Origin of the sequence: Marinomonas sp. CT5 (genome assembly GCF_018336975.1) — a bacterium.
GTDB lineage: Bacteria > Pseudomonadota > Gammaproteobacteria > Pseudomonadales > Marinomonadaceae > Marinomonas.
The window spans coordinates 931283-954459 of the sequence record NZ_CP025572.1 but is presented as its reverse complement, the minus strand read 5'-3'; the positions used below and the strand labels follow the sequence as shown (position 1 = coordinate 954459).

At 42.1% G+C, this 23177-nt stretch carries 18 protein-coding genes and 4 tRNA genes; 8 read left to right on the top strand and 14 right to left on the bottom strand.

What is annotated here, in order from left to right; genetic code table 11:
- Positions 1 to 470: 470 nt before the first annotated feature.
- The 3 genes from C0J08_RS04550 to C0J08_RS04540 are packed head-to-tail and all read right to left on the bottom strand — an operon-like array spanning position 471 to position 3812.
- A complete protein-coding gene (locus tag C0J08_RS04550; protein ID WP_212654928.1) occupies positions 471 to 1643 on the bottom strand; it encodes a sodium ion-translocating decarboxylase subunit beta in 1173 nt (390 codons plus the stop codon).
- A 19-nt stretch (positions 1644 to 1662) separates the two neighbouring features.
- Positions 1663 to 3468 (bottom strand): sodium-extruding oxaloacetate decarboxylase subunit alpha, encoded by a 1806-nt coding sequence (oadA, locus tag C0J08_RS04545; RefSeq protein ID WP_212654927.1) that lies wholly within the window; start codon positions 3466 to 3468, stop codon positions 1663 to 1665.
- Between the two features lie 41 nt (positions 3469 to 3509).
- A complete protein-coding gene (locus tag C0J08_RS04540; protein ID WP_249344508.1) occupies positions 3510 to 3812 on the bottom strand; it encodes an OadG family protein in 303 nt (100 codons plus the stop codon).
- Positions 3813 to 3985: 173 nt separating this feature from the next.
- On the opposite strand from C0J08_RS04540, the gene C0J08_RS04535 reads away from it, so the two are divergent.
- Complete coding sequence (locus tag C0J08_RS04535) at positions 3986 to 4918, top strand: tRNA dihydrouridine synthase (RefSeq protein WP_212656239.1); 933 nt, start codon at positions 3986 to 3988, stop codon at positions 4916 to 4918.
- A 58-nt stretch (positions 4919 to 4976) separates the two neighbouring features.
- Here the strand turns inward: C0J08_RS04535 and C0J08_RS04530 are convergent.
- The 9 genes from C0J08_RS04530 to C0J08_RS04490 form a co-directional block, all read right to left on the bottom strand.
- Positions 4977 to 5053 (bottom strand) — tRNA-Arg (locus C0J08_RS04530).
- Positions 5054 to 5118: 65 nt separating this feature from the next.
- Positions 5119 to 5195, bottom strand: a tRNA-Arg gene (locus C0J08_RS04525).
- 60 nt (positions 5196 to 5255) lie between these two features.
- Positions 5256 to 5332: transfer RNA gene (locus tag C0J08_RS04520), tRNA-Arg, on the bottom strand.
- A gap of 61 nt (positions 5333 to 5393) precedes the next feature.
- Positions 5394 to 5483: transfer RNA gene (locus C0J08_RS04515), tRNA-Ser, on the bottom strand.
- A gap of 58 nt (positions 5484 to 5541) precedes the next feature.
- A complete protein-coding gene (gene csrA / locus C0J08_RS04510; protein WP_212654926.1) occupies positions 5542 to 5730 on the bottom strand; it encodes a carbon storage regulator CsrA in 189 nt (62 codons plus the stop codon).
- Positions 5731 to 5875: 145 nt separating this feature from the next.
- Positions 5876 to 7117, bottom strand: a complete 1242-nt coding sequence (locus C0J08_RS04505) for an aspartate kinase (protein WP_212654925.1) — start codon at positions 7115 to 7117, stop codon at positions 5876 to 5878.
- Positions 7118 to 7161: 44 nt separating this feature from the next.
- Complete coding sequence (gene alaS, locus C0J08_RS04500; RefSeq protein ID WP_212654924.1) at positions 7162 to 9780, bottom strand: alanine--tRNA ligase; 2619 nt, start codon at positions 9778 to 9780, stop codon at positions 7162 to 7164.
- A 229-nt stretch (positions 9781 to 10009) separates the two neighbouring features.
- Positions 10010 to 11104 carry an alanine racemase gene (gene alr, locus C0J08_RS04495; protein ID WP_212654923.1) on the bottom strand — a complete coding sequence of 365 codons (1095 nt, stop codon included), beginning with the start codon at positions 11102 to 11104 and terminating at the stop codon, positions 10010 to 10012.
- A 32-nt stretch (positions 11105 to 11136) separates the two neighbouring features.
- Positions 11137 to 12390, bottom strand: a complete 1254-nt coding sequence (locus tag C0J08_RS04490) for a D-amino acid dehydrogenase (RefSeq protein WP_212654922.1) — start codon at positions 12388 to 12390, stop codon at positions 11137 to 11139.
- A 195-nt stretch (positions 12391 to 12585) separates the two neighbouring features.
- Here C0J08_RS04490 and C0J08_RS04485 point away from each other — a divergent pair, with 195 nt between their 5' ends.
- The gene (locus tag C0J08_RS04485; protein WP_212654921.1) at positions 12586 to 13047 is read left to right on the top strand and encodes a regulatory protein RecX; all 462 of its coding nucleotides are present in this window, start codon (positions 12586 to 12588) and stop codon (positions 13045 to 13047) included.
- An 11-nt stretch (positions 13048 to 13058) separates the two neighbouring features.
- Here C0J08_RS04485 and C0J08_RS04480 read toward each other — a convergent pair whose 3' ends face one another.
- Positions 13059 to 14639 (bottom strand): coiled-coil domain-containing protein, encoded by a 1581-nt coding sequence (locus C0J08_RS04480; RefSeq protein WP_212654920.1) that lies wholly within the window; start codon positions 14637 to 14639, stop codon positions 13059 to 13061.
- Positions 14640 to 14934: 295 nt separating this feature from the next.
- Between C0J08_RS04480 and C0J08_RS04475 the strand changes: the two genes are divergently transcribed.
- The 6 genes from C0J08_RS04475 (at position 14935) to phnE (C0J08_RS04450) (ending at position 21946) form a co-directional block, all read left to right on the top strand.
- Complete coding sequence (locus C0J08_RS04475) at positions 14935 to 16827, top strand: ATP-binding protein (protein ID WP_212654919.1); 1893 nt, start codon at positions 14935 to 14937, stop codon at positions 16825 to 16827.
- Complete coding sequence (locus tag C0J08_RS04470; protein WP_212654918.1) at positions 16828 to 18195, top strand: sigma-54-dependent transcriptional regulator; 1368 nt, start codon at positions 16828 to 16830, stop codon at positions 18193 to 18195.
- 217 nt (positions 18196 to 18412) lie between these two features.
- Positions 18413 to 19456 carry a phosphate/phosphite/phosphonate ABC transporter substrate-binding protein gene (gene phnD, locus C0J08_RS04465; RefSeq protein ID WP_212654917.1) on the top strand — a complete coding sequence of 348 codons (1044 nt, stop codon included), beginning with the start codon at positions 18413 to 18415 and terminating at the stop codon, positions 19454 to 19456.
- A 102-nt stretch (positions 19457 to 19558) separates the two neighbouring features.
- Positions 19559 to 20344, top strand: coding sequence for a phosphonate ABC transporter ATP-binding protein (gene phnC / locus C0J08_RS04460; protein ID WP_212654916.1), 786 nt, complete (start codon positions 19559 to 19561; stop codon positions 20342 to 20344).
- Entirely contained in the window at positions 20332 to 21126 is a 795-nt protein-coding gene (gene phnE, locus C0J08_RS04455) for a phosphonate ABC transporter, permease protein PhnE (protein ID WP_212654915.1), read from the top strand. Before phnC ends, phnE (C0J08_RS04455) begins: the two co-directional genes overlap by 13 nt.
- 22 nt (positions 21127 to 21148) lie before the next feature.
- The gene (phnE, locus tag C0J08_RS04450) at positions 21149 to 21946 is read left to right on the top strand and encodes a phosphonate ABC transporter, permease protein PhnE (protein WP_212654914.1); all 798 of its coding nucleotides are present in this window, start codon (positions 21149 to 21151) and stop codon (positions 21944 to 21946) included.
- A gap of 808 nt (positions 21947 to 22754) precedes the next feature.
- On the opposite strand, the gene C0J08_RS04445 is transcribed toward phnE (C0J08_RS04450), so the two are convergent.
- Entirely contained in the window at positions 22755 to 23162 is a 408-nt protein-coding gene (locus tag C0J08_RS04445; protein WP_212654913.1) for an OsmC family protein, read from the bottom strand.
- Positions 23163 to 23177 lie beyond the last annotated feature (15 nt).

The window sequence follows — 23177 nt, the reverse complement described above, 5'->3', positions numbered from 1 at the left end:
TTGCATGTGTTAAGCCTGCCGCCAGCGTTCAATCTGAGCCATGATCAAACTCTTCAGTTAAAAAGTTTGCTTACTCAAAATCTATTACACTAACAATAACTTAATCGACTCACTGTCCCGAAGAACAACAAGCCAACATAAAGCGAATTGACGTGTTAGACGTTTCGCAAGACTTCAATTTTTTTGATCCCAAAAGGATCTTCTGAAGCCTCCAGCGAGCGCCCACACAAATTATCTGATTATCTATTTTAAAGAGCGTCTGACCCTTCGTTCAACGTCTTACCTTAGTAAGTGGCAAAATCTTGTTTGCTTCGTTGTCCGTGTCAGTGGGGGCGTATAATACCGTCTAAAACTTTTAGCGCAAGCACTTTTTTAAAATTCTTTTTAATTAATGCTTTTTTTTGTTTAACAGACTGTAAATAAGCAAAAAGACACCGAAGTGTCTTTTTGCTTAAAGCAGGTTGATATTACTAACCGCCAACATAACTCAGCATAACGCCAGCCGCCACAGCCGAGCCGATAACCCCAGCAACATTTGGCCCCATTGCGTGCATTAGCAAGAAATTTTGTTTATTCGATTCAAGGCCAACTTTGTTAGCCACCCTAGCAGCCATTGGCACAGCAGAAACACCTGCCGCCCCAATTAATGGATTAATAGCCTCACTAGAGAATTTATTCATCAACTTCGCCATTAAGACACCAGCCGCAGTACCAATAGAAAATGCAATTAACCCTAGACTTAAGATACCCAACGTTTCTAAGTTCAAAAACGCTTCAGAGCTCAACTTAGAGCCGACCCCCAGCCCTAAGAAAATTGTGACGATATTAATCAAAGCATTTTGAGCCGTATCACTTAAACGATCTACAACACCACACTCGCGCATTAAATTACCAAAGCAAAACATCCCTAACAAAGGCGCAGCTGATGGCAAGAACATCGCAACTAAAATAGTCACCACAATTGGGAAGATGATTTTTTCTTTCTTTGTAACAGGCCTAAGTTGCTCCATCTTAATAGAACGCTCTTCTTTTGATGTTAGCGCTCGCATGATAGGTGGCTGTATTAATGGCACCAATGCCATATAAGAGTACGCCGCCACAGCAATCGCCCCCAACAAATCCGGAGCCAGCCGACTTGCAACAAAAATAGCCGTTGGACCATCTGCACCACCAATGATACCAATAGCGGCGGCATCAGCTAACGAAAAGTCCATGATACCAGACGCCCCCAAAAGCACAGCGCCAATAACAGTGGCAAAAATACCAAATTGTGCCGCTGCGCCGAGCAATAAGGTTTTTGGGTTAGCAAGCATAGGACCAAAGTCTGTCATCGCACCAACCCCCATGAAGATAATTAACGGGAACAAACCCGTTTCAATACCACCATGATATATGTAGTACTGCAGACCTCCAGGTGAGACCATATGGCCAGATGCATCATAGACTGGAGCCGCCATGAAGCCAGCCCCAGGAATATTAACAAGCACAGCCCCAATACCAATAGGCAAAAGCAGTAGTGGTTCAAACCCTTTTTTAACTGCCAGATAAACTAGAAGCAAGCCAATACAGATCATCACCAACTGACCAATTTCCAGCTGATAAATCCCCGTATCGTGGTATAGATTTAATAATTTATTTTCCATTTTTGATTGATTCCTTAACTTAAAGAGTAAGAAGAGACTGACCGACCTGAACGGAGTCACCTTCTTTTACATTAATAGAACCAACCACGCCGGCTTTAGGCGCTGAGATTTCAGTCTCCATTTTCATGGCTTCTAGGATCATCACAGTATCCCCTTCCTCTACTTGCTGTCCTGAAGATACAAGCACTTTAAAAATATTTCCAGCTAAGGGGGAAGGAATATCTTCACCAGATGACTCGGCAGGAGCCGAAGCTGCGGGGGAAGAAGCACTTTGAACATGAGCTACAGGCTGAATATTACTAACGTCACCACCTTCTGACACTTGAACAACAAAGCTTTGCCCAGAAACAGATACTGTATAAACACTCACATCACTTGAAGACGAAGATTCACTTCCCGCACTTACCTTACCCTCAACAGTATCATCGATCGTTGGTGCAGGCTCAAAAGCGCTCGCATCACCACGATTTTGTAAAAACTTGAGACCTATCTGCGGGAATAAAGCATAGGTTAAAACATCATCAATTTGATCATCAGACAATTGAATATTTTTCTCTTTTGATAAATTAACCAATTCATCAGTTAGTTTGTCCATCTCTGGTGATAGCAAGTCTGCTGGTCGACAGGTAATCGCTTCTGCACCATCTAAAACACGATCCTGAAGCTCTTTATTAAATTCCGCAGGGGCCGCCCCATACTCGCCCTTCAAGATCCCAGCCGTTTCTTTTGAAATTGATTTATAACGCTCACCTGTCAAAACATTCAAAACAGCTTGAGTCCCAACAATTTGAGACGTTGGAGTCACCAATGGAATTAACCCTAAGTCCTCACGAACTTTAGGAATTTCATTAAGCACATCATCAAATTTATCTGCCGCACCCTGCTCTTTCAGCTGACTTTCCATATTAGTCAGCATGCCACCAGGCACCTGAGCAATCAATATACGAGAATCCGTACCACGAAGAGAACCTTCAAATTTCGCATATTTTTTTCTTACTTCACGGAAATAAGCGGCAATCTCTTCCAACAACTCTAAATCTAACCCGGTGTCTCGATCCGTTCCTTGCAAGGCAGCGACAACGGATTCCGTTGCACTGTGTCCGTAAGTCATAGACATCGAAGAAATAGCCGTATCAACACGGTCTATGCCAGCCTCAATAGCCTTCAAGATGGTCATATCTGACAAGCCCGATGTAGCATGAGCATGCAATTGAACCTCTAACTGCGTTTGAGCCTTCAATAAGCTCACCAATTCAAATGCATCATATGGCGTCAAAATACCTGACATATCCTTTATTGCAATTGAGTCAGCCCCCATATCTTCTAACGCCTTGGCATAGTCCACCCAATTTTGCGTAGTATGAACGCGACTTTTCGTATAGGAAATCGTGCCTTGAGCATGCTTACCTTGTTGCTTGACGGCTTTTATTGCCGTATCCAAATTACGAGGATCATTCATCGCATCAAAAATTCTGAATACATCCACCCCGTTAAACGCAGCACGTTCCACAAACTTATTTACTACATCATCTGCATAATGGCGATAACCTAGGAGATTCTGCCCGCGCAACAACATTTGCTGCGGGGTTTTTGGCATAGCTTTTTTTAATTCACGAATACGTTCCCAAGGATCCTCACCAATAAATCGAATACAAGAATCGAATGTCGCACCACCCCAAGACTCAAGCGACCAAAAGCCAACTTGATCCAGCTTTTCAGCGATTGGAAGCATATCGTCGATACGCATACGGGTAGCAAACAATGATTGGTGCGCATCACGCAAAACGACATCAGTAATGCCAAGAGGTTGCTTTGTTGTTGTCATGTTTCAGCCTCAAAGTAGTTAGAAAAGTTAATATCGGAAAATCAAGAGCTCTTACTGTTTCTATGTTGGTGCACAGCGGCGGTGATAACCGCAGTCATTTGCGCATCCACACCAGAAGAAGAAAGTTTTTTTGCAGTTGAGTTGGATGGTGCTACAACAGGCACTTCTGGAAAAAAATGATTAAGTAGTCGTGACATATAACCTGTCGCAAAAATCAAAACCACCAGAAACAGGAAGACAAAACCCATCCCAAGAACCATTAAGCCTAAACCGTCTTCTAGTAACCCACCCATAACACCATCCCCTTTTATCTCGTCTTGTTTGCAAAGATCTAATGTGATCATATGCACGTTCAAGAACACTGTTTTATTTTGATAATTAGATTTTTACCACAAACCAGAACAGTTTCATATTTTTATTGCATAACAGTTAGACTTATTTCGTGAACAATTCCTCAAGCACACCCATTAGCTCAAAAAAAGCACACAATAAAAACATTGTAATAGCCGTTGCACCAATGGAAGGTGTCATGGATCACACAATGCGATCATTATTATCTCAAATTGGCGGCATGGACTATTTGGTTTCAGAGTTCGTCCGAGTCACTCAATACGCCATCCCTGCCAACACATTCAAGCGCCTTATCCCTGAAAACATCCAGGGCGCCAAAACCAATCACAACCACCCAGTTCACACTCAATTACTTGGCAGTAACGCAGAACTTATGGCGGAAAGCGCCATCAATGCCATTGAGGCTGGAGCAACACACATTGACGTCAACTTCGGATGTCCGGCCAAACGGGTAAACGGCCACGGTGGCGGCTCTGTGCTTTTACAAACACCCGATGCTCTTTATGACATCATGAGCACCATTCGAAAAAACTTAAATAGCGACATTCCAGTCTCAGCAAAGATAAGACTGGGCTTTGAAGACGAGAGTCTATTATTTGACAATGTTGCTGCTATAGAGTCAGCCGGTGTTGGAACACTGACCATTCACGGCCGCACAAAAAAAGATGGCTATAAGCCACCAGCTCGATGGGAAAAAATTGGCGAGATTCAAGACAATACAAAAATGATCGTTGTTGCTAATGGCGACATTATTGACACCCACTCTTTACTGCGCTGCCAATCCATCACTGGCTGCCAGCACTTCATGATCGGTCGCGGCTCACTCAACAACCCCTTTGTCTTTCAACAAATAAGACAAGAGCTAATTGGACAGAAAGGCACAATAGACACAGCAATACTGAATCAACTATTTACTGAATATAGTTCAAAACTACGAGAGCATTATGACGAAATGGCTACCCTTGGCAGGCTAAAACAATGGTGTGGTCACTTAAGATTTGGTTTTGAAGACATTAAAAACAACCTTCAAATATTGAGACGCTGCAAGAGTGTAGACGAACTAACAAAAGCATTCGAGAATACACTAACTAAAACATAGAAAAGGAATTTTACTAAAGGATTTAGAAGGAGAAAGAAAGTATAAAGAGGGAAAGTAATGGTGCACCCGAGAGGATTCGAACCTCTGACCGCTCGGTTCGTAGCCGAGTACTCTATCCAGCTGAGCTACGGGTGCGTAGCAAGATTTTGCTTTGAAATAATTGACTTAAAGGATATCGCAGAAAATCAAATATGTAATATTGGTGCACCCGAGAGGATTCGAACCTCTGACCGCTCGGTTCGTAGCCGAGTACTCTATCCAGCTGAGCTACGGGTGCATAGCAATATTATTTACAACCACAATTTAAAGAGGATAGCTTTAAATTGTTTTTTTGGAATGGTGCACCCGAGAGGATTCGAACCTCTGACCGCTCGGTTCGTAGCCGAGTACTCTATCCAGCTGAGCTACGGGTGCATTATAACAATTCCAGTCTTTTTACTTAGTGAGGATAGCCACTAAAAGTACAAACTTGAAATGGCGGAGAGTGAGGGATTCGAACCCTCGATGAGTGTTAACCCATACACCCTTAGCAGGGGCGCGCCTTCAGCCACTCGGCCAACTCTCCGTAACAAGTGGGGCGCATTATATACGACACATTTGTCTTGTAAAGGCTTTTTTAAAAATTAATCTTCAGAAATTTCGTCATCTTGTTCTTTTTGAATGCGAAGATAAATTTCTTCACGGTGAACAGACACGTCTTTAGGCGCATTAATACCAATACGCACTTGATTTCCTTTTACGCCTAACACAGTGACAGAAACTTCATCACCAACCATTAAAGTTTCACCGACACGACGAGTAAGAATAAGCATAAGAATATCTCCCTGTAATAGCTTTTAAATATTTATTTAGGTAATTTGCCCGACACACTGTGTAGGGCAAATCCTACAAAACCAATTGTAGCCTCTCAATAAAATTTAAACCATCCATATTTACAGAGTTTTATGTATCCGATTGTTAAGCTTCTCGCACATTTGGTGCAACTTCGCTCAACTTAAATGCCGAGTGTAAAGCACGAACCGCTAACTCCATGTACTTCTCATCGATAATGACCGACACCTTAATTTCTGAGGTGGAAATCAGTTGGATATTAATCGACTCAGCCGCTAACGCTTTAAACATTGTGCTTGCAACTCCTGCATGAGAGCGCATACCCACTCCGACAATAGACACTTTGGCAATTTTCGCATCCGAAAGAACCGCGTTTGCTCCCAGCTCAGTTGCAATAGCATTCAAAGTAAGTAGAGCCTGATCGTATTCATTGCGGTGCACCGTAAAGGTAAAATCCGTTGTGCCATCCACAGAGACGTTTTGGACAATCATATCCACTTCAATGTTGGCATCACTAATAGGGCCAAGAATACGTGAAGCAATACCTGGTATATCAGGAACGCCCTTCAATGTTAGTTTGGCTTCATCTCTATTGAATGCAATTCCAGAAACCGCTGGCTGCTCCATACTTGTATTCCCCTCAGTTGTAATCAATGTACCTTCACCTTCAACAAAACTCGACAGCACCCTAAGTGGTACCTGATATTTACCCGCAAACTCTACTGAACGAATTTGCAATACCTTTGAGCCAAGACTGGCCATTTCAAGCATTTCTTCAAAAGTGATTTTATCCAGACGTCGAGCACTATCTACGACCCGTGGATCCGTTGTATAAACACCATCAACATCCGTGTAAATTTGGCACTCATCCGCTTTCAATGCAGCGGCCAATGCTACACCAGTGGTATCAGAGCCACCACGACCTAAAGTCGTAATATTGCCAAACTCATCAGCCCCCTGAAAACCAGCTGCAACAATGACACGCCCTGCATCTAAGTCCGCACGCATAGCCTCAGTATCAATTTTTTGGATTCGAGCTTTACCATGAGCGCTGTCAGTCGTAATACGGATCTGTGACCCAGTGTAAGAACGAGCATCAAGACCTCGCTTCATCAATGCCATAGACAAAAGCGCAATCGTAACCTGCTCACCAGTAGACAAGAGCACATCCATTTCACGAGCACTTGGTGAAACATGAATGCTTTTCGCAAGTTCAATCAGCCTATTGGTTTCACCACTCATAGCAGAAACGACAACCACTATGTCATCACCTTGCTGCTTATGCTTCAGCACTCGATCCGCTACCGCCTCGATACGCTCTATCGTACCTACCGACGTACCACCGTATTTTTGAACTAACAACGCCATATTTTTTTACTACCCAAATCCAAGCTCAAACAGAGCAAATCAATTTAAACTCTCTCAGCAACCCAACCAGGCACCATTTCAAGAGCAGCAGCCAGGCCATCAGGATTATTACCACCAGCCTGTGCCATATCAGGACGGCCGCCACCTTTACCATCAACCAAAGGTGCAATAGTCTTAATCAAATCGCCAGCCTTCACCTTCTGCGTCAACTCCTTAGTTACACCAGCAATCAGGCTAACCTTGCCATCATTCACTGCTGCCAACAAAATAACCGCTGACTCAAGCTTGCTTTTTAATTCGTCCAGCAGATCACGTAGCCCTTTTGGATCATCCATTTCTACCTTAGCAACCAAAAGCTTACCGCCATTAATATCAATGGCTTGTGACACTAAATCAGCGCCTGCCTGAGCGGCCAGCTTCGTTTTCAACTGATCAATTTCTTTTTGCAATGCACGTGCTTGGTCATTCAATGCCACCACTTTATCAAGCGCAGCCTCTTTACTGGCTTTAAATAAGCCTGCAATTTTACCTAACGCGGCTTCAGACTGACGTGTCGCATCAATAGCCGCCTTACCTGTTAATGCTTCAATACGACGCACACCTGAAGCGATACCACCCTCAGAAACCACTTTAAACAAGCCGATATCACCAGTACGAGAAACGTGAGTACCGCCACACAATTCAATGGAATAATCCGCCCCCATAGTCAGCACGCGCACTTGGCTTTCGTATTTTTCACCAAACAAAGCTTGAGCACCTTTTGCTTTGGCCGCATCAATATCCATGGTTTCCGTAACCACTTCATGGTTCAAACGAATCTGCTCATTGACCATATCTTCTACTTGCTCAAGCTCAGCAGCCGTCATACCTTCAAAATGAGAAAAGTCAAAACGTAGGCGCTCAGGGTTTACTAAAGACCCTTTCTGTTGAACATGATCACCTAGCACACGGCGTAAAGCCTCGTGCAATAAATGCGTTGCCGAGTGATTTAGCGCGGTGGCATTACGCAACGAACGATCCACTTCCGCAGTGACCGAATCCCCTACGGTTAATTCTCCTTCACGCACATCAACATGATGTAAATGCACTTTGCCTTGCTTAGTCGTGTTAGTTACTTTCGCAGCCGCAGGCCCACGCAACCAACCTTGATCACCAACCTGACCACCGGATTCACCATAGAAAGGCGTTTCAGCTAAAATAACGAGACCAGATTGACCTGTCTGTAAAGAAGAAACGGATTCACCTTCTACAATAATTTGCTCAATTAAACTTTGACCTTTCAGGTCTGAATAGCCAGTAAACTCGGTAACACCATCAACCGAAACCGATCCAGACATATCCATAGAGAAATTACTAGCGGAACGCGCGCGGGCACGCTGTGCCTCCATCGCCACTTCAAATCCAGCTTCATCAATTTCTAGCCCATTTTCACGAGCCACATCGTTAGTCAAATCAGCAGGAAAGCCATAAGTATCGTAAAGCTTAAAGACAGTTTCACCTGGAATAACTTTTTGATCACCAAGCTCAGAAATCGCTTCTTCAAGAATCTTCATGCCTTGATCAAGGGTTTTGGCAAACTGCTCTTCTTCTTTTAATAGAATAGAAGCAACGCGCTCTTTTAACTTGGTAAGCTCTGGATAAGCCTGACCCATTTCCACATCGAGCGCTTCCACCAATTTGTGAAAAAACACACCTTTCTGACCAAGCTTATTTCCGTGACGAATCGCGCGACGAATAATGCGACGCAAAACATAACCACGACCTTCGTTAGATGGAATCACACCATCCACTATCATGAAAGAACAAGAGCGAATATGGTCTGCAATAACACGCAATGATTGCGCTTCCAAATCTTTTGTACCCACCACTTCAGCAGATGCTTTAATTAGGTTTTGAAACAAATCAATTTCATAGTTGCTGTGGACACCTTGTAAGATGGCAGCAATACGTTCCAATCCCATACCAGTATCAACAGAAGGTTTAGGCAATGGTGACATCGTGCCATCTGCAGAACGGTTAAACTGCATGAATACCACGTTCCAAATTTCGATAAAGCGATCGCCGTCTTCTTCCGGAGAACCTGGAGGCCCACCCCAAATATGCTCACCATGATCATAAAACACTTCAGAACATGGACCACAAGGCCCAGTATCACCCATCGCCCAGAAGTTATCAGACTGATAACGGCCGCCCTTATTGTCACCAATGCGAATAATCTTTTCTTCAGGAAGACCGATATCTTTATTCCAAATATCAAACGCTTCATCATCATCCGCGTAAACGGTTACCAACAATTTTTCAGTAGGCAATTTCAATACGACAGTGAGGAACTCCCACGCATAGTTAATGGCTTCTTTTTTAAAGTAATCACCAAAACTGAAATTACCCAACATTTCAAAGAAAGTATGATGGCGCGCGGTGTAGCCAACGTTTTCTAGATCATTGTGTTTACCACCCGCTCGAACACAACGCTGAGACGTGGTTGCACGAGAGTATGGGCGAATATCTTCCCCCAAAAACACATCTTTGAACTGGACCATACCCGCGTTGGTGAACAACAAGGTTGGGTCATTTCCAGGAACCAATGAACTGGATTCCACGATCTGATGCTGTTTACTTTCAAAGTACGATAAAAATGATTGGCGTAACTCAGAACTCTTCATAATGGGATGAGTCTCTATCTCTATTTTTCTGGACGAATTGGATTGCGAGAATGGCAGATTAGCATATGCCTATTCGATGCAACGAAAAGCACAAAATAGTACACGCAAAGGATAGGTGTTTTCAAAAGAAACCGCAGTAATTTAAAGCTTATTTTGTGCATAACTTAAGCAAAAGCGGAATTTGCAGAGACAAAACCACTTTTGCTTAAGCTTTCTAACAAGAGGGTTACTAAGAATCCTCCCCACGCACATAACGATAATGAGGTCGCCCCGTCATTCTAGTCACCAGTTCATAGCCAATTGTTCCGGCATAATCGGCCACCTCTTCAACAGGTACGTCACCACCCCAAATCACAACTTCTTGCCCCATTGCCGGCTCATTTTCAGCGTCTTTCATACGTACGGTAATCATATCCATGGAAACACGTCCGGCCAAACAAGCAGGCTTGCCATCAATTTGCAGTGGCGTACCGTTTTCAGCGTGTCGAGGGTATCCATCGCCATAGCCAACAGCTACGGTGGCCAATATATGATCCTCAGCCGCGACATAACCTAGCCCATAACCCACTCGATCGCCTTGCTTAAGTTTCCGTGTTGAAATGACTTTTGACGATAATGTCATTGCAGGACGCAGCCCCATTGCTCGACCACTCACTTCTGCAAAAGGTGAAATGCCATACAACATAATACCTGGCCGAATCCATCCACCTTCTGGCACACTCCACTTCATTATTGCCGCAGAGTTCGCCACACTGGCATCAATGTTACCAATCGCTTGTCGTGCCTGCTCAAAATAGGCAAGTTGCTGCATCGTCGTTAAATCGGATAAATCATCTGCGCATGAGAAATGCGTCATTAAAACAACCTCTCCCACTTGCCCACTCTCTTTCAACGCAGAAACAAATACAGGAGCCGTTTCTTTATCAACACCAAGGCGATGCATCCCAGAATCGAGCTTTAAAAAGATTTTTTCAATTTTTGCCTGACTAGCGTGCAATTCATCAAGCTGTTGGGCGTTTTCTAAAGCAGACCAAAAACCATATTTCTCGCACAGCGTCCACTCCTCACCTTCAAATACACCTTCTAGTAACAAAATAGGAGAAACAACACCGGCCTCACGTAAAGCAATCGCTTCTTCAATAGCGGCCACTGCAAATGCATCGACTTCTTCATCTAAGTAACGCGATACCTCAACTGCCCCATGGCCGTAAGCATTACTTTTCACAACAGCAAATGCCTTGCATGTTGGCTGTAATTTTTTTGCATAACGATAGTTTTGTAAAATCGCTTCCAGATCTACCGTTGCCGTAAGTGGCCTTGCCATCTTTACCCCTTAAACTTTTTAAAGCGTCATTATTACTTATAACGCTGTATAGAAAGATCTTGCGAATCAATATCGGCCTTATCACCGGACATAATATCGGCAATCACCGCAGCAGAACCACAACTCATAGTCCAACCCAATGTCCCATGCCCTGTATTCAAATACAAACCAGCAATATCCGTTCGTCCAACCACAGGCGTTCCATCTGGGGTCATTGGACGCAACCCAGTCCAATAGTCCGCCTGAGACAGATCACAACCCTGATTAAACAAATCGTGAACCACATGAGTAATGGTTTCTGTACGAACTTTGGGCAATTCAAGATTATAACCATTTAGCTCCGCGGTACCGGCGGCACGAATACGACCGCCTAATCGAGTGACGGCCACTTTATAGGTTTCATCCATTACGGTAGAGATCGGAGCAAACTGTGAGTCTGTAATGGGCACAGTCAAGGAATAGCCTTTCACAGGATAAACCGGTATAGAGATATCAATCGCTTTGAGTAGTTCTTTTGAGTAACTGCCTATTGATACTAAGACATTATCAAACTCAAAATCTCCCTGATCGGTTTTAACGGCGCGTACTTTACCACTTTCCACGACTAAGCGCTCAACCGATGTATTAAACTTAAATTCCACACCTAATTGATCGCAGTGTTTTTTTAACTCTTGGCAAAAAGTAAAGCAATCACCCGTTTCATCTCCAACTAAGCGCAAACCACCTTTAAATTTATCGATTACCGGAGCCAAACCAGGCTCAACTTCTAGAATCTGAGCAGGCGTTAACACCTGATGGGCTACATTTAATGCTTTTAGAACTTTGATGTCTTTTTCTGAGGCCTCAACTTGCTCATTTTTACGAAAAAGTTGAGTCAGCCCCCCTTGCCCATCATCGTACTGAATACCAATATCTTTACGCATAGCAATAAATTGATCGCGGCTGTACTCTGCCAAAGCCACCATACGGGACTTATTCACGTCATAAGCTTTTTCAGTGCAATTTGCCAACATCTGCCCCATCCAAGCCAACTTCTTCGGCTCTGGATCAATACTGACTTTTAAAGGAGCATGTTTCTGCATCAGCCACTTAATGGCTTTAAAGGGGATACCAGGTGCCGCCCAAGGAGCAGAATAACCAGGTGAAATTTGCCCAGCGTTAGCAAAGCTCGTCTCAAGAGCCACTCCCTCTTGACGATCAATCACTGTCACATCAAAACCTTTTTTCGCCAAATAATAGGCCGATGTCAAACCAACAACACCCGCACCTAGGACGCAAACACGCATAGAAAAACCTCAAACAAAATGAAAAGTCATATCAGCTATATTTGCACAATATATTAAGTTTTATCATCTATTTTATGATATATATACAGAATAAAAAACTATAAATAATGATATTTGAAGTCAATAACAAATAAATGCAAAGACATTATTCAACTGCTAAGATAACAATCCATTTAGAAAAATGAAGATAAAAACATGAAGGAACAACTCTCCACTTTAGATCAAGCTTTATCACTATTGAGCTACAGAGAACACAGCAGCAAAGAGCTAGCCAATAAACTAAAATCAAAAGGACATAGTGAAGAAGAAATTTGCACAACAATCGAAAAATTAAAAGAAATTAACTATCTAAATGACAAACGTTTCGCGGAAATTTTTGTACGAAGCCGACTCAGTAAACCTTTGGGCGCAAATAGAATTTTACAAGAATTGACTCAAAAAGGGATAAGTAGCTCACTTGCCAAAGAAGCCATAGCGAATGAAGATGCCGACTGGTTTGAACTCGCTAGACAGCTAAAAGAACGTCGTTTTGGAGAAGATGTAACCAAAGATTTTAAGGAAAAAGCCAAGCAGTCTCGTTACCTTCAGTATCGCGGATTTGATTTTGAGCAAATAAAATACGCACTTTCCTCTAAAGAAGACGATAATCGGTACTAGCCTCAAGCACACTAATTATTGTCATCTTGGGCCATCAAAGCTGCCAGATAGCGCTCTTCCATCTCAACATAATTCTTTTGTACTGATTCTATTTTGACGTCTAACTCATCAATTTTTTTCTTCAGTTTGTTAAACTCTTCGGTCTGAGACTGACCGTCGAACAGTTCAGCTTGAAGGCGTTTTTTCTCATCCATTAACTCTTCATTGATTTCTTTTAAATTTTCTACCTCTCTTAGATCTTGCTCTAACTGTGAATTTAACTCCTCTTCATCAACAGAGTTCATCAGCAACTCTGGATTTTTAAGCTTTAATTCTAAACTTTCCCGCAACACTCTCGCCTTTTCCAAGTCGTGCTCTAACATTTCTACATAAAGCTCAGACTCATTTACCATAGTACGTAACGAACTTAATTTAGAAGCTTGCTCATTAGCAAAATTATCAGACTCCTCGGTATAAGAATCTCTATGCAGTAAATCCTCCATGTTTTGCATCGTATTTCGTTCTTCATCAAACACATTATAGATATCAACGCTCTGCGACGAATTTCCCTCCTGCTGATCCAGCAAGGCTTTTTTCTGCTTCAATGCTTCATCACGCTTCATCACATCAATATTCAGGTTGTATTTAATTGTTTGTAAACTTTCGAGCTTCCCCTCTAGTCGCTTAACAACGCGATCACTTTCAAGTAATGCTTTTTCCAAACGCACAATGGAAATATCATAAACACCTATGTGTTTACCATCTCCCTCATAACCATGCTTAGATTTTCGAGCTTGTTCTTTTAAATCAACAATAATGGCTTTTTGGTAAGCAGCTAGTTGCTTAAGATCTGATACTTTATCGTCCAATTCCGAGCGAACCGAATGCAAAAACTCTGATTGACCAGTATCACTTAAGAAGGTTTCTAAGGCATCAATATAAACCGCATCCTCTCCCTCTTGTTTAACCTCATCTAAGCGCAACTTAAGCCGTTCAATAAACTCATACATACTGGCTATTTCAGCACGCAATAAGGCAAGAGAATCATCCAAGTCCGTTTCTTGCATTAATTGTCCCTGAAGCTTATCGAGACGTAAGTTCAACTCAGAAGTAATATCTACCTGTGCAAATACCTTATCACCAGCCTTTTGAATCACTTTACTTAATTCTTTGAGTAACGATTGATTCACTTTAATCGCTTTCAATAAAGCATCGACCTCCTGAGCACGATCGACTCTATCCAAAAGCTCTTTAAAAGCTTCTAATAACTCAGGAATGTCATCCATTGGAATATCTTGTTTTAGAATGTGCATTTCGATATCTAAAAAAATTGACCAACAAGATAAAGCGGCTTTACCTTGAACATCAGCCTTAGATAACTCGCCAAGCATCTGCACACAAAGATTTTTCTGCTGCTCCAGTAAACTAAGCCACTGCATTTTTTCTTCTGCTGAGGCATTTTCTTCTAACTCTTTTTTCTTATCAGATTCCTTATTGATTACACCGACATCACGAGCGACTTTTCTTAGAGAAAAGTACCTTGTTAGCATAAACACTAGGATCACAAAAAGAAGTGCACTAGAAGCAATCAAACCCCATTGCCAGATCAACATACTGTGTAAACCCTACTCTAAATTTTGGCTAATAAATCATCATAGAATGATATTCCTGATGAAACCATCAAACCTACATTTTTTTACCGCTCTCCTAAAAAGTAGAACAATACAAAATGACTCCTTCTACTCTCTAAAAAAACCGACGCCCGTTGGACAAACAAAAAAAGAGTAAAAACTTGTGATGGGACAATTTTGTCCTCAATATAAACGAAACCTCATAGTAATAAGCCCTGAAAGTTGGCATCAATCTTTCATTAAGTAATCTAATATAAAAATAATAAGGTACAGATTAATGGGTAACCCCACATTTTTTTGGCTGCGCAATATTGGTATTGGTGGCAGGCTGTTCTTAGCTTTTGTGCTGATATCTTCCATCACGATTGTTGCAAGCGGTTTGGCAACAAATACGTATCTTCAACTTAGCGATCGTCTGTTGTTACTTAAATATCAAGATATCCCAGGACTCGATGCCGCCGCTCGATTAAACGATAAGAGCCGTCAAATCGTGGCCAACGCCCCTCTACTCGTAACCAGTGACGCATCCATATCCAGAGAGAAAACCATGAAGGAATTGAATGCCGCCATCAATGAAATGGATGCGCTCATGCGTAATTTACCGGATTACAACCGCTATTTTCTTGAACTCATTACACAAATTCAAAACAGCTTAGCATTACTAAACCAGAGTGTAGAACGTCGTGAAGTTATAAGGCGGGAACTAGCCACACAATCACAGCTCATTTTTCCTTTATTTCAGGACCTCATTGCTCAAATGGATCAGTTAGAACGTTCTATAGAATTGGGGCAAGTCATTAATCGGCTGTATTATTTTTCAGGGTTAATAGAAAAAGTTAGTAATGATGCTTCTTTTAATGAGCTGGACTACACTTTTTTACGACTTGAAAAGCTCGGCTCTGAAATTGCACAATACCTGACATTATTACCACAAGTGCCGCTACCGTTACGCCAATCACTACTCGACTTACTGACCATGAGTTCTCGCCAAGGTGAACTCTTTCAGCTAAAAAATGAAGAACTGGATCTACTCTATCAACAAAGTTTTCTCTTAGAAAATAGCCAACAGCACATTCAACAATTAGCGGCACAAATCAATCAATATACCAATTACACCAATACTAGCATCCGCGGTTCGCTCGAAGATGCCATCAAATCCATCAACAGCAGTATTCGAAATATCCTCTTACTGTCTCTCATTAGCCTTAGTATTGCATGCGCTATTTCTTGGTTCTATGTACGTCGTAATGTATTGCAACGCATCATTGAACTGCAACGAAATATGCGAGCTATTGCTAGTTCTCAGCTAGACACAAAAATACGTATTGTTGGTCACGATGAGGTTTCAAGTATGGCCAAAGATCTCCAATATTTTCAACAAACGGCCATCGCTGTAGAAAAGACAAACCAAGCTCTCGCTGCAGAAATCGAAGAAAGAGTTGCCGCAGAGGCGCAATTAAAAGCGGCACAAAACGAATTAGTTCAAGCGGGAAAACTTGCAGCGTTAGGGCAGCTTGGCGTAGGTATCACCCATGAAATAAACCAACCTTTAACTGCAGTAGCTAGCCATTTACACACAGCAGGGCGGCATATGGAAAAAGACCAAGTAGAAAAAGCACAAAATAGTTTAGATAAGATTAGTCAGTTACTTAGCAAAATCACCAGAATTACCAAACATCTTAAAGCATTTGCTCGGGTTGCTGGTACAGAGCTAACTCCTGTCGCCTTAGATTCGGTCATTAAAGATGCCATTGAGCTGATGTCTAGTCAGATAATCGACCAGTGTTGCACACTCAACTATCACACAAGCTCAGCACCTTTATATGTTCTTGCGGAACCCATTCGGCTAGAACAAGTCATGGTCAATCTTATTAGCAATGCGGTTGATGCCTTATCAAGCTCGTCTATCAAGCAGTTATCCATAACAGTCTGTGAGCAAGATGACAGAGTAATGATTGATGTTACGGATACAGGAACTGGCATTGAAGAAAGCCAGTTGGAACAAATTTTCGACCCATTTTTCACCCAAAAAGAAGTGGGTCAAGGCCTCGGCCTAGGCTTATCGATAAGCTACAACATCATTCAAGATTTTGGCGGCCAAATTAGAGTCTCTTCTACACCCGAGACAGGAAGCCGTTTTACTCTAGATTTAAAAAAGGCAGAGAAATAAATGCTTAACACCATAAAAATAATCATTATTGATGACGACCAGACCATTATCGAAGCATTGACAGAAATGTTAGAACTAGAGGGTTTCCAAATAGAAAGCCATTTCAGAGCAGATAAAGCTATTGCCATGCTTGATAAAAATAGCCCTGCAGTGATTCTCAGCGATGTCAGAATGCCAAAAATGGACGGCATGGATTTACTGACTCACATACAAAAGTTAGATAATGAGTTACCCGTTCTACTTATGAGCGGTCATGGGGATATTCCAATGGCCATCGAGGCAATGAAAGAAGGCGCATATGACTTTCTTGAAAAACCTTTAAAACCCGCCCAATTGATCAACCAACTACAACGCGCAGCGGAAAAAAGACAGCTGATTCTGGAAAACCGCAAATTGAAACAAAATCTCGCCCAACAAACAGGTTTAGAGACTTTTATCATTGGTGAATCTGCTGCGATTAAAAACATTCGCCAGCATATTTCTTCTTTAGCACAAGCCAATGTCGACACCATTATTTATGGCGAAACAGGTTCGGGTAAAGATGTGGTTGCCAGAGCTCTACATCAATTCAGCCTACGTAATAAAGGTCGTTTCATTGCCATAAACTGTGGAGGCATCAGTGAAAGTTTGATTGAAAGTGAGCTTTTTGGCCATGAAGCAGGATCTTTTACTGGCGCTAACAAACGCCATATTGGCAAAATCGAAGCAGCTAATGGTGGCACATTATTTCTAGATGAAATAGAAACTATGCCACTACCAGTACAAATTAAACTATTGCGCGTACTACAAGAAAGAGCCATTGAACGTGTTGGTAGCACAATCCCAATTCCGGTCGAACTCACAGTCATCGCAGCGAGTAAAGACAATCTTGCCCAATTAGGCGATGAGGGAAAATTTCGAAAAGATCTTTTCTATCGACTCAATGTTGCCAGTTTAACGATTCCACCACTTAGAGACCGTCCAGAAGATATTCTCCCCTTGTTTCATCACTATGCGCAAAAGGCTGCTGAACATTTCTCAAGAGAAATACCTAGTATTACGCCGACGTACTTGGATTATTTAATTCAACACCAGTGGCCAGGAAATGTTCGCGAACTGAAAAATTCAGCCGATCGGTTTGTACTTGGCATTAGCGAAAACTCGCTCGCATCGATCAAGCGCGAAGAAGACCTAAACGGCAGTTACGAAGAACGCATGGATCAATTTGAACGCCACATTATCGAAGAAGGACTCAGAGCCACCAACGGACTATTAAATGAAGCAGCCGAGTTACTGGATATGTCACGCAAAACACTTTATCGGAAAATGAAAAAACACCAACTAGATAAGCAGCAATTCAAATCATTAGAAGAAGAAGGACAAGAATGACCCATTTCCATTTTTATATGAGACTAAAGCGTCCCATATATATTAACACCTGATCAAATAAAAAAATTAACCATTTGTTTTTAAATAGTTTTTTAGTATTGGCATCTACCTTGCTCTATACCAGTCAATCTTACAGTAAGTGAGATTGGCTCATCTCCGATAACGGAACCTCCCGACCGGTGATAACAATAAAAAAGACATCACGAGGAAAACAATAATGCCTATTAAACTATTAACAGGTTTAGTACTCTCTAGTTCATTACTATTTGGTGCTAGTACAGCTCTAGCTGATGATTGCAACTATCGCGGCGTACTGGATGATAAATTCTGTGACGAAGACTATGACCTGGTTGCTGATCGGCCAAAAGACTCAAGTGAATGGCGTGACCCCAGCACCTTAGTCTTCACCTATACTCCTGTTGAAGACCCAGCCGTATACAAAGATGCATTCAGTGATTTCCAAAAGTACCTAAGCGAAGTAACAGGCAAAAAAGTGGTGTATTACACAGTTCACTCTAACGCAGCGGAAGTAGAAGCGCTTCGTTCTGGCCGATTACACATTGCAGGCTTCTCTACAGGTCCAACAGGTTACGCAGTTAACCTAGGCGGTTTAGTTCCCATCGCCGTAAAAGGAACAGAAGAGGCTTTTCAAGGTTACAACCTCATTACAATCGTACGTAAAGACAGTGGCCTGACGAAAATGACTGACTTAAAAGGCAAAGTAGTCGCTCATACCTCCGCTTCATCTAACTCAGGCAATTTAGCACCTCGCGCCATTTTCCCTGCATTAGGTTTAACACCTGATAAAGATTATGAAGTGAAATATTCAGGCAAACATGATCAATCTGTTATGGGCGTGTTATCAGGCGACTATGATGCCGCCCCCGTTGCTTCTGATGTTTTCAAACGTATGGTTGATGCAAAACGTATCAATAAAGATGATTTCCGTATTATTTATACCAGCCCACGATTTCCGACTTCATCGTTTGGCTATGCCTATGACCTAAATCCAGAGTTGGTCGAAAAAATCAAAAAAGCCTTCTTCACTTTCCGATTCCCACCAGAAATGCAAAAAACATTTGGCGGCGCAGATCGCTTCTTCCCAGTAACTTACAAGGAAGACTGGCAAGTTATTCGTGATATCGCCCACTCATCTGGTACAGCTTACACCAAGGCAGGACTTAAGCAGTTAGCTGAAGCCGATGCAGCAAAAGCCGCAGCCAAAAAACGCAAAAAAGAAGCCGCGAGCAAAAGCCAATAAACGGTTATCTCTCATTATCTAATTTTTTAAAAACCACATTTTTAAAAATACCAACAACCCAAATACCGGGTTGTTGGACCTATTCGCCTTTAGGAAATCATCATGTCTGTCACTGATAACACAGCCAAACATACAATTTTTTTAGAAGTACAGAATCTAAAAAAAGAATACACCGCAGGAAACCCCATTCTAAAAGGAATAGATATTCAAGTTACCGAACCCGGAATTATCGCCATTATTGGGCCGTCCGGAACAGGAAAAAGTACCCTACTACGTTGTATCAACCGTTTAATTGATCCAACAGATGGACAAATTTTATTCGACAATGCCGATTTATGTTTAGCCAGAGGAGCACAACTACGCCAGTTGCGCCGCCAAGTTGGTATGGTGTTTCAAGAATACAACTTAGTTGAACGCTTAACCGTTATTGAAAACGTCTTAACGGGCCGCCTCGGTTATATGTCTGCATGGCAAGCATGGCGTCGAAATTTTAGCCAAGAAGATATAAATACGGCTTTTGACTTATTAGAAGCTGTTGGCTTAAGCGAGCATGCCACTAAGCGCGCAGATAGCCTTTCTGGAGGTCAACGCCAACGAGTTGGTATTGCTAGAGCAGTTATGCAGAACCCTAAAATTCTATTAGCCGATGAACCCACTTCCTCTCTCGACCCAAAAACAGCGGTAGAAATCATGGAATTGCTAGAACGCTTTGCCGCTGAAAAGAACATACCTGCTCTAGTTAATATCCACGATGTAAAACTGGCCAGTCGTTTTGCCAAACGTATGATAGGTATGAGCAATGGTGTAGTAGTTTATGATGGCTCGCCAGATGGCATCACTGACGATCACCTAAAACAAATTTATGGGGGTGAGTCATGGCTGGTATAAACACAAATCAAAATAGAGACAATCCATTCAAACAAAACTGGTTCGTCACCGCTATTTGGCTACTTGTCCTATGCTACGTGGCGTATTCCTTTAACGCCATGGGATTGAGTTGGGAACGTTTTAACGAAGGCTTAGGACATGCAAGTAACTTACTAGGTCGCATGATTCCTCCTAACTTTAGCCGTTGGTCATTATTAATGAGTGGGCTAGTTGAGAGTCTTGAAATTGCCATTATTTCTAGTATTTGCGGCATCTTCATTTCCTTATTTTTAGGTCTATTTGCTGCTCGTAACCTAATGCCAAATTGGGTCAGCACACCTATACGAACACTTATCGCATTATGCCGCACCTTTCATCCGGTGATCATTGCCATTTTATTTGTAAAAAGCGTGGGATTCGGTGCCTTAGCAGGCATTTTGACTCTGGTTGTCGCATCCGTTGGCTTTATAGCCAAACTTTTCGCAGAAGCCATCGAAGAGATTTCTCTTAAACAGGTAGAAGCCATACGCGCAACAGGTGCAGGGTTTACTAGCATTATTTTGTTTTCTGTTATGCCACAGGTGTTTTCTCGCTTTATTGGTTTTTCGACCTATCAGCTCGACTCCAATTTACGTAATTCCACCATGGTTGGGATTGTCGGTGCCGGCGGGTTAGGCGGAACTCTTTTCTCAGCATTCCAGCGCTTTGATTACGACTTTGTCGCAGCCATTTTAATCATCATTATCGCTCTAATCATGTTTGGGGAATTTCTTTCCAATATTGTGCGACGCATTTTTCGCTAGTTTGACCTAGGAGCCTATTTTCATGAACACAATAGATCATCACTGGCAGCGTTTTACGCTCAAACAAAAACTGTCACGTTATGCCGTATATTTAGTTCTCGTTATCGCTTTTGTGCAATCTATCCAATCAGTAGAAGTCATCCCAGAGTTTCTTTTAGATGCTCCAGAGCAAATGGCAGATATGTTCTCTCGTATGTGGCCGATAGATTTCGCCTACTATCCAGATACCGTACATGACGCGATGGTTGAAACACTAAATATCGCAACCTTAGGTACACTCATTACCTTAATTTTTGCCGTACCTCTGGCCTTAATGAATGCCAGCAACATTGTTCAGTCCACTTGGTGTCATTGGATATCACGCTTTTTCTTAGTGTCTTCACGCTCTGTAAACTCATTGGTTTGGGCATTACTTTTCGTCTCTATCTTTGGACCTGGTGTTATTGCTGGTGTGTTAGCGATTGCATTTCGTTCTATTGGTTTTGTCGGAAAGTTACTTGGCGAGGCAATCGAAGAGGTAAATATGGGATCTATTGAAGCGCTAAAAGCCACGGGAGCTTCTTGGATGTCGATTTTACTAAAAGGCTATTGGCCTCAAGTATTGCCTGCTTTTTTTAGCATCGTATTATTTCGTTGGGACATTAATGTCCGAGAGTCTGCCGTATTAGGTTTGGTTGGAGCGGGCGGTATCGGCGTAGTGCTAGATGATTCAATGAATCTATTCCAATGGGATCGCGTCGCCATGTCTCTACTGGCTATTTTTGTTATCGTAATTTTGGCAGAAATTGTCGTGGTAAATATTCGTAAACGCTTAATTTAAAAAACATTTTAGTCATAATAAAGGAGCCTACTTGGCTAATACTGTTCACTTAAGCGAAACAGCATTACGAGATACCAGATATCTTGTCTTTGATTGCTTTACCATACGAGGTCTACTAGGCCTCGTTTTCTTTCTCTCCCAAAACAAGATCTTAACTCCTTAAGACACATTCCGGTCTTCGACTCAGCCTTGCGATCATGTTCAACCTGAGCTTTAAAAGTAATGTGATAATGCGTATTCATCAGCCTAACTCAATTCCATAATGGATTAGCACCATGCTTGACGGTTGCATTACTAGTACTACCGAAATGCTCTCATAATTCTGTCGTGTCTGGGGAAGGTAAATGAAACCATTTATGGCGAATATTTTCAGTCCTTGTCAAATCACCTTTAGCAAATCACTCATCGCCCCAATGCTCGCCAATACACAGGAAAAGCCATTGTATGGAACCAGAACCAATGCTTGAAAGAAGTCACTCTTAGCAAGGAGAAGCAGAAGCTCCGATCCCCACCGAACAAATATTTAAGCGTCTGAACAGTTCTTTAATGAATTCATTTCGAAAAGTGTCGCCCTTGGTACCAACCAAAACACTTCGTCTTCAGGTAAGCATTGTCACCTGATATTTGCTCTGAAGATAGGGTCAGTACAAATTCGATCCGTTCAACAGGAATATTTTAAATGAAGATCGAGTGATTTGAGAAAGAGTGTGACTTATCAACAATAAGAGAGGAGGCACAAAAAAGTCCGATTAAAAAGCTTAATCGGACTTTCTGGAGCATTAGCCCAAAGGCTCTTATTTTAACAAACCTAGTCAGCTTCAATCACCTCAAAGCTATGAACGATTTTCACCCCACCTTTCTCTAACATAAGAGAAGCCGAGCAATACTCTTCAGCAGACAACTTTACTGCACGAGCAACAACACTCTCTTTCAAATTATGCCCTGTCACAACAAAGTGCACTCGAATTTCAGTGAACACCGCTGGAACAGTGTCTGCTCGATCTGCGTCAATTTGAGCTACACAAGAAACCACGTCTTGACGAGCTTTTTTTAAAATCCCAACCACATCATAAGAAGTGCAACCACCTAAGCCCGCAAGCAATAACTCCATAGGTCGAGGACCGGCAACTTGATTACCGTCAATTTCAACCTTAAAACCAGAGCCAGTTTCAGCCGTAAAATGCACATCTTCTTGCCAACTAACATTCGTCTTCATCATTCAACCTTAATT

Excerpts from the sequence above, each read along its gene's own strand:
- C0J08_RS04540 (WP_249344508.1), bottom strand. The coding sequence starts at position 3,812 with ATGATCACATTAGATCTTTGCAAACAAGACGAGATAAAAGGGGATGGT.
- C0J08_RS04485 (WP_212654921.1), top strand. The coding sequence starts at position 12,586 with ATGAAGGAACAACTCTCCACTTTAGATCAAGCTTTATCACTATTGAGC.
- C0J08_RS04550 (WP_212654928.1), bottom strand. The coding sequence starts at position 1,643 with ATGGAAAATAAATTATTAAATCTATACCACGATACGGGGATTTATCAG.
- C0J08_RS04535 (WP_212656239.1), top strand. The coding sequence starts at position 3,986 with ATGGAAGGTGTCATGGATCACACAATGCGATCATTATTATCTCAAATT.
- C0J08_RS04505 (WP_212654925.1), bottom strand. The coding sequence starts at position 7,117 with ATGGCGTTGTTAGTTCAAAAATACGGTGGTACGTCGGTAGGTACGATA.
- phnE (WP_212654915.1), top strand. The coding sequence starts at position 20,332 with ATGGCTGGTATAAACACAAATCAAAATAGAGACAATCCATTCAAACAA.
- phnD (WP_212654917.1), top strand. The coding sequence starts at position 18,413 with ATGCCTATTAAACTATTAACAGGTTTAGTACTCTCTAGTTCATTACTA.
- oadA (WP_212654927.1), bottom strand. The coding sequence starts at position 3,468 with ATGACAACAACAAAGCAACCTCTTGGCATTACTGATGTCGTTTTGCGT.
- C0J08_RS04490 (WP_212654922.1), bottom strand. The coding sequence starts at position 12,390 with ATGCGTGTTTGCGTCCTAGGTGCGGGTGTTGTTGGTTTGACATCGGCC.
- csrA (WP_212654926.1), bottom strand. The coding sequence starts at position 5,730 with ATGCTTATTCTTACTCGTCGTGTCGGTGAAACTTTAATGGTTGGTGAT.
- phnE (WP_212654914.1), top strand. The coding sequence starts at position 21,149 with ATGAACACAATAGATCATCACTGGCAGCGTTTTACGCTCAAACAAAAA.
- alaS (WP_212654924.1), bottom strand. The coding sequence starts at position 9,780 with ATGAAGAGTTCTGAGTTACGCCAATCATTTTTATCGTACTTTGAAAGT.
- C0J08_RS04445 (WP_212654913.1), bottom strand. The coding sequence starts at position 23,162 with ATGAAGACGAATGTTAGTTGGCAAGAAGATGTGCATTTTACGGCTGAA.
- C0J08_RS04480 (WP_212654920.1), bottom strand. The coding sequence starts at position 14,639 with ATGTTGATCTGGCAATGGGGTTTGATTGCTTCTAGTGCACTTCTTTTT.
- phnC (WP_212654916.1), top strand. The coding sequence starts at position 19,559 with ATGTCTGTCACTGATAACACAGCCAAACATACAATTTTTTTAGAAGTA.
- C0J08_RS04470 (WP_212654918.1), top strand. The coding sequence starts at position 16,828 with ATGCTTAACACCATAAAAATAATCATTATTGATGACGACCAGACCATT.
- C0J08_RS04475 (WP_212654919.1), top strand. The coding sequence starts at position 14,935 with ATGGGTAACCCCACATTTTTTTGGCTGCGCAATATTGGTATTGGTGGC.
- alr (WP_212654923.1), bottom strand. The coding sequence starts at position 11,104 with ATGGCAAGGCCACTTACGGCAACGGTAGATCTGGAAGCGATTTTACAA.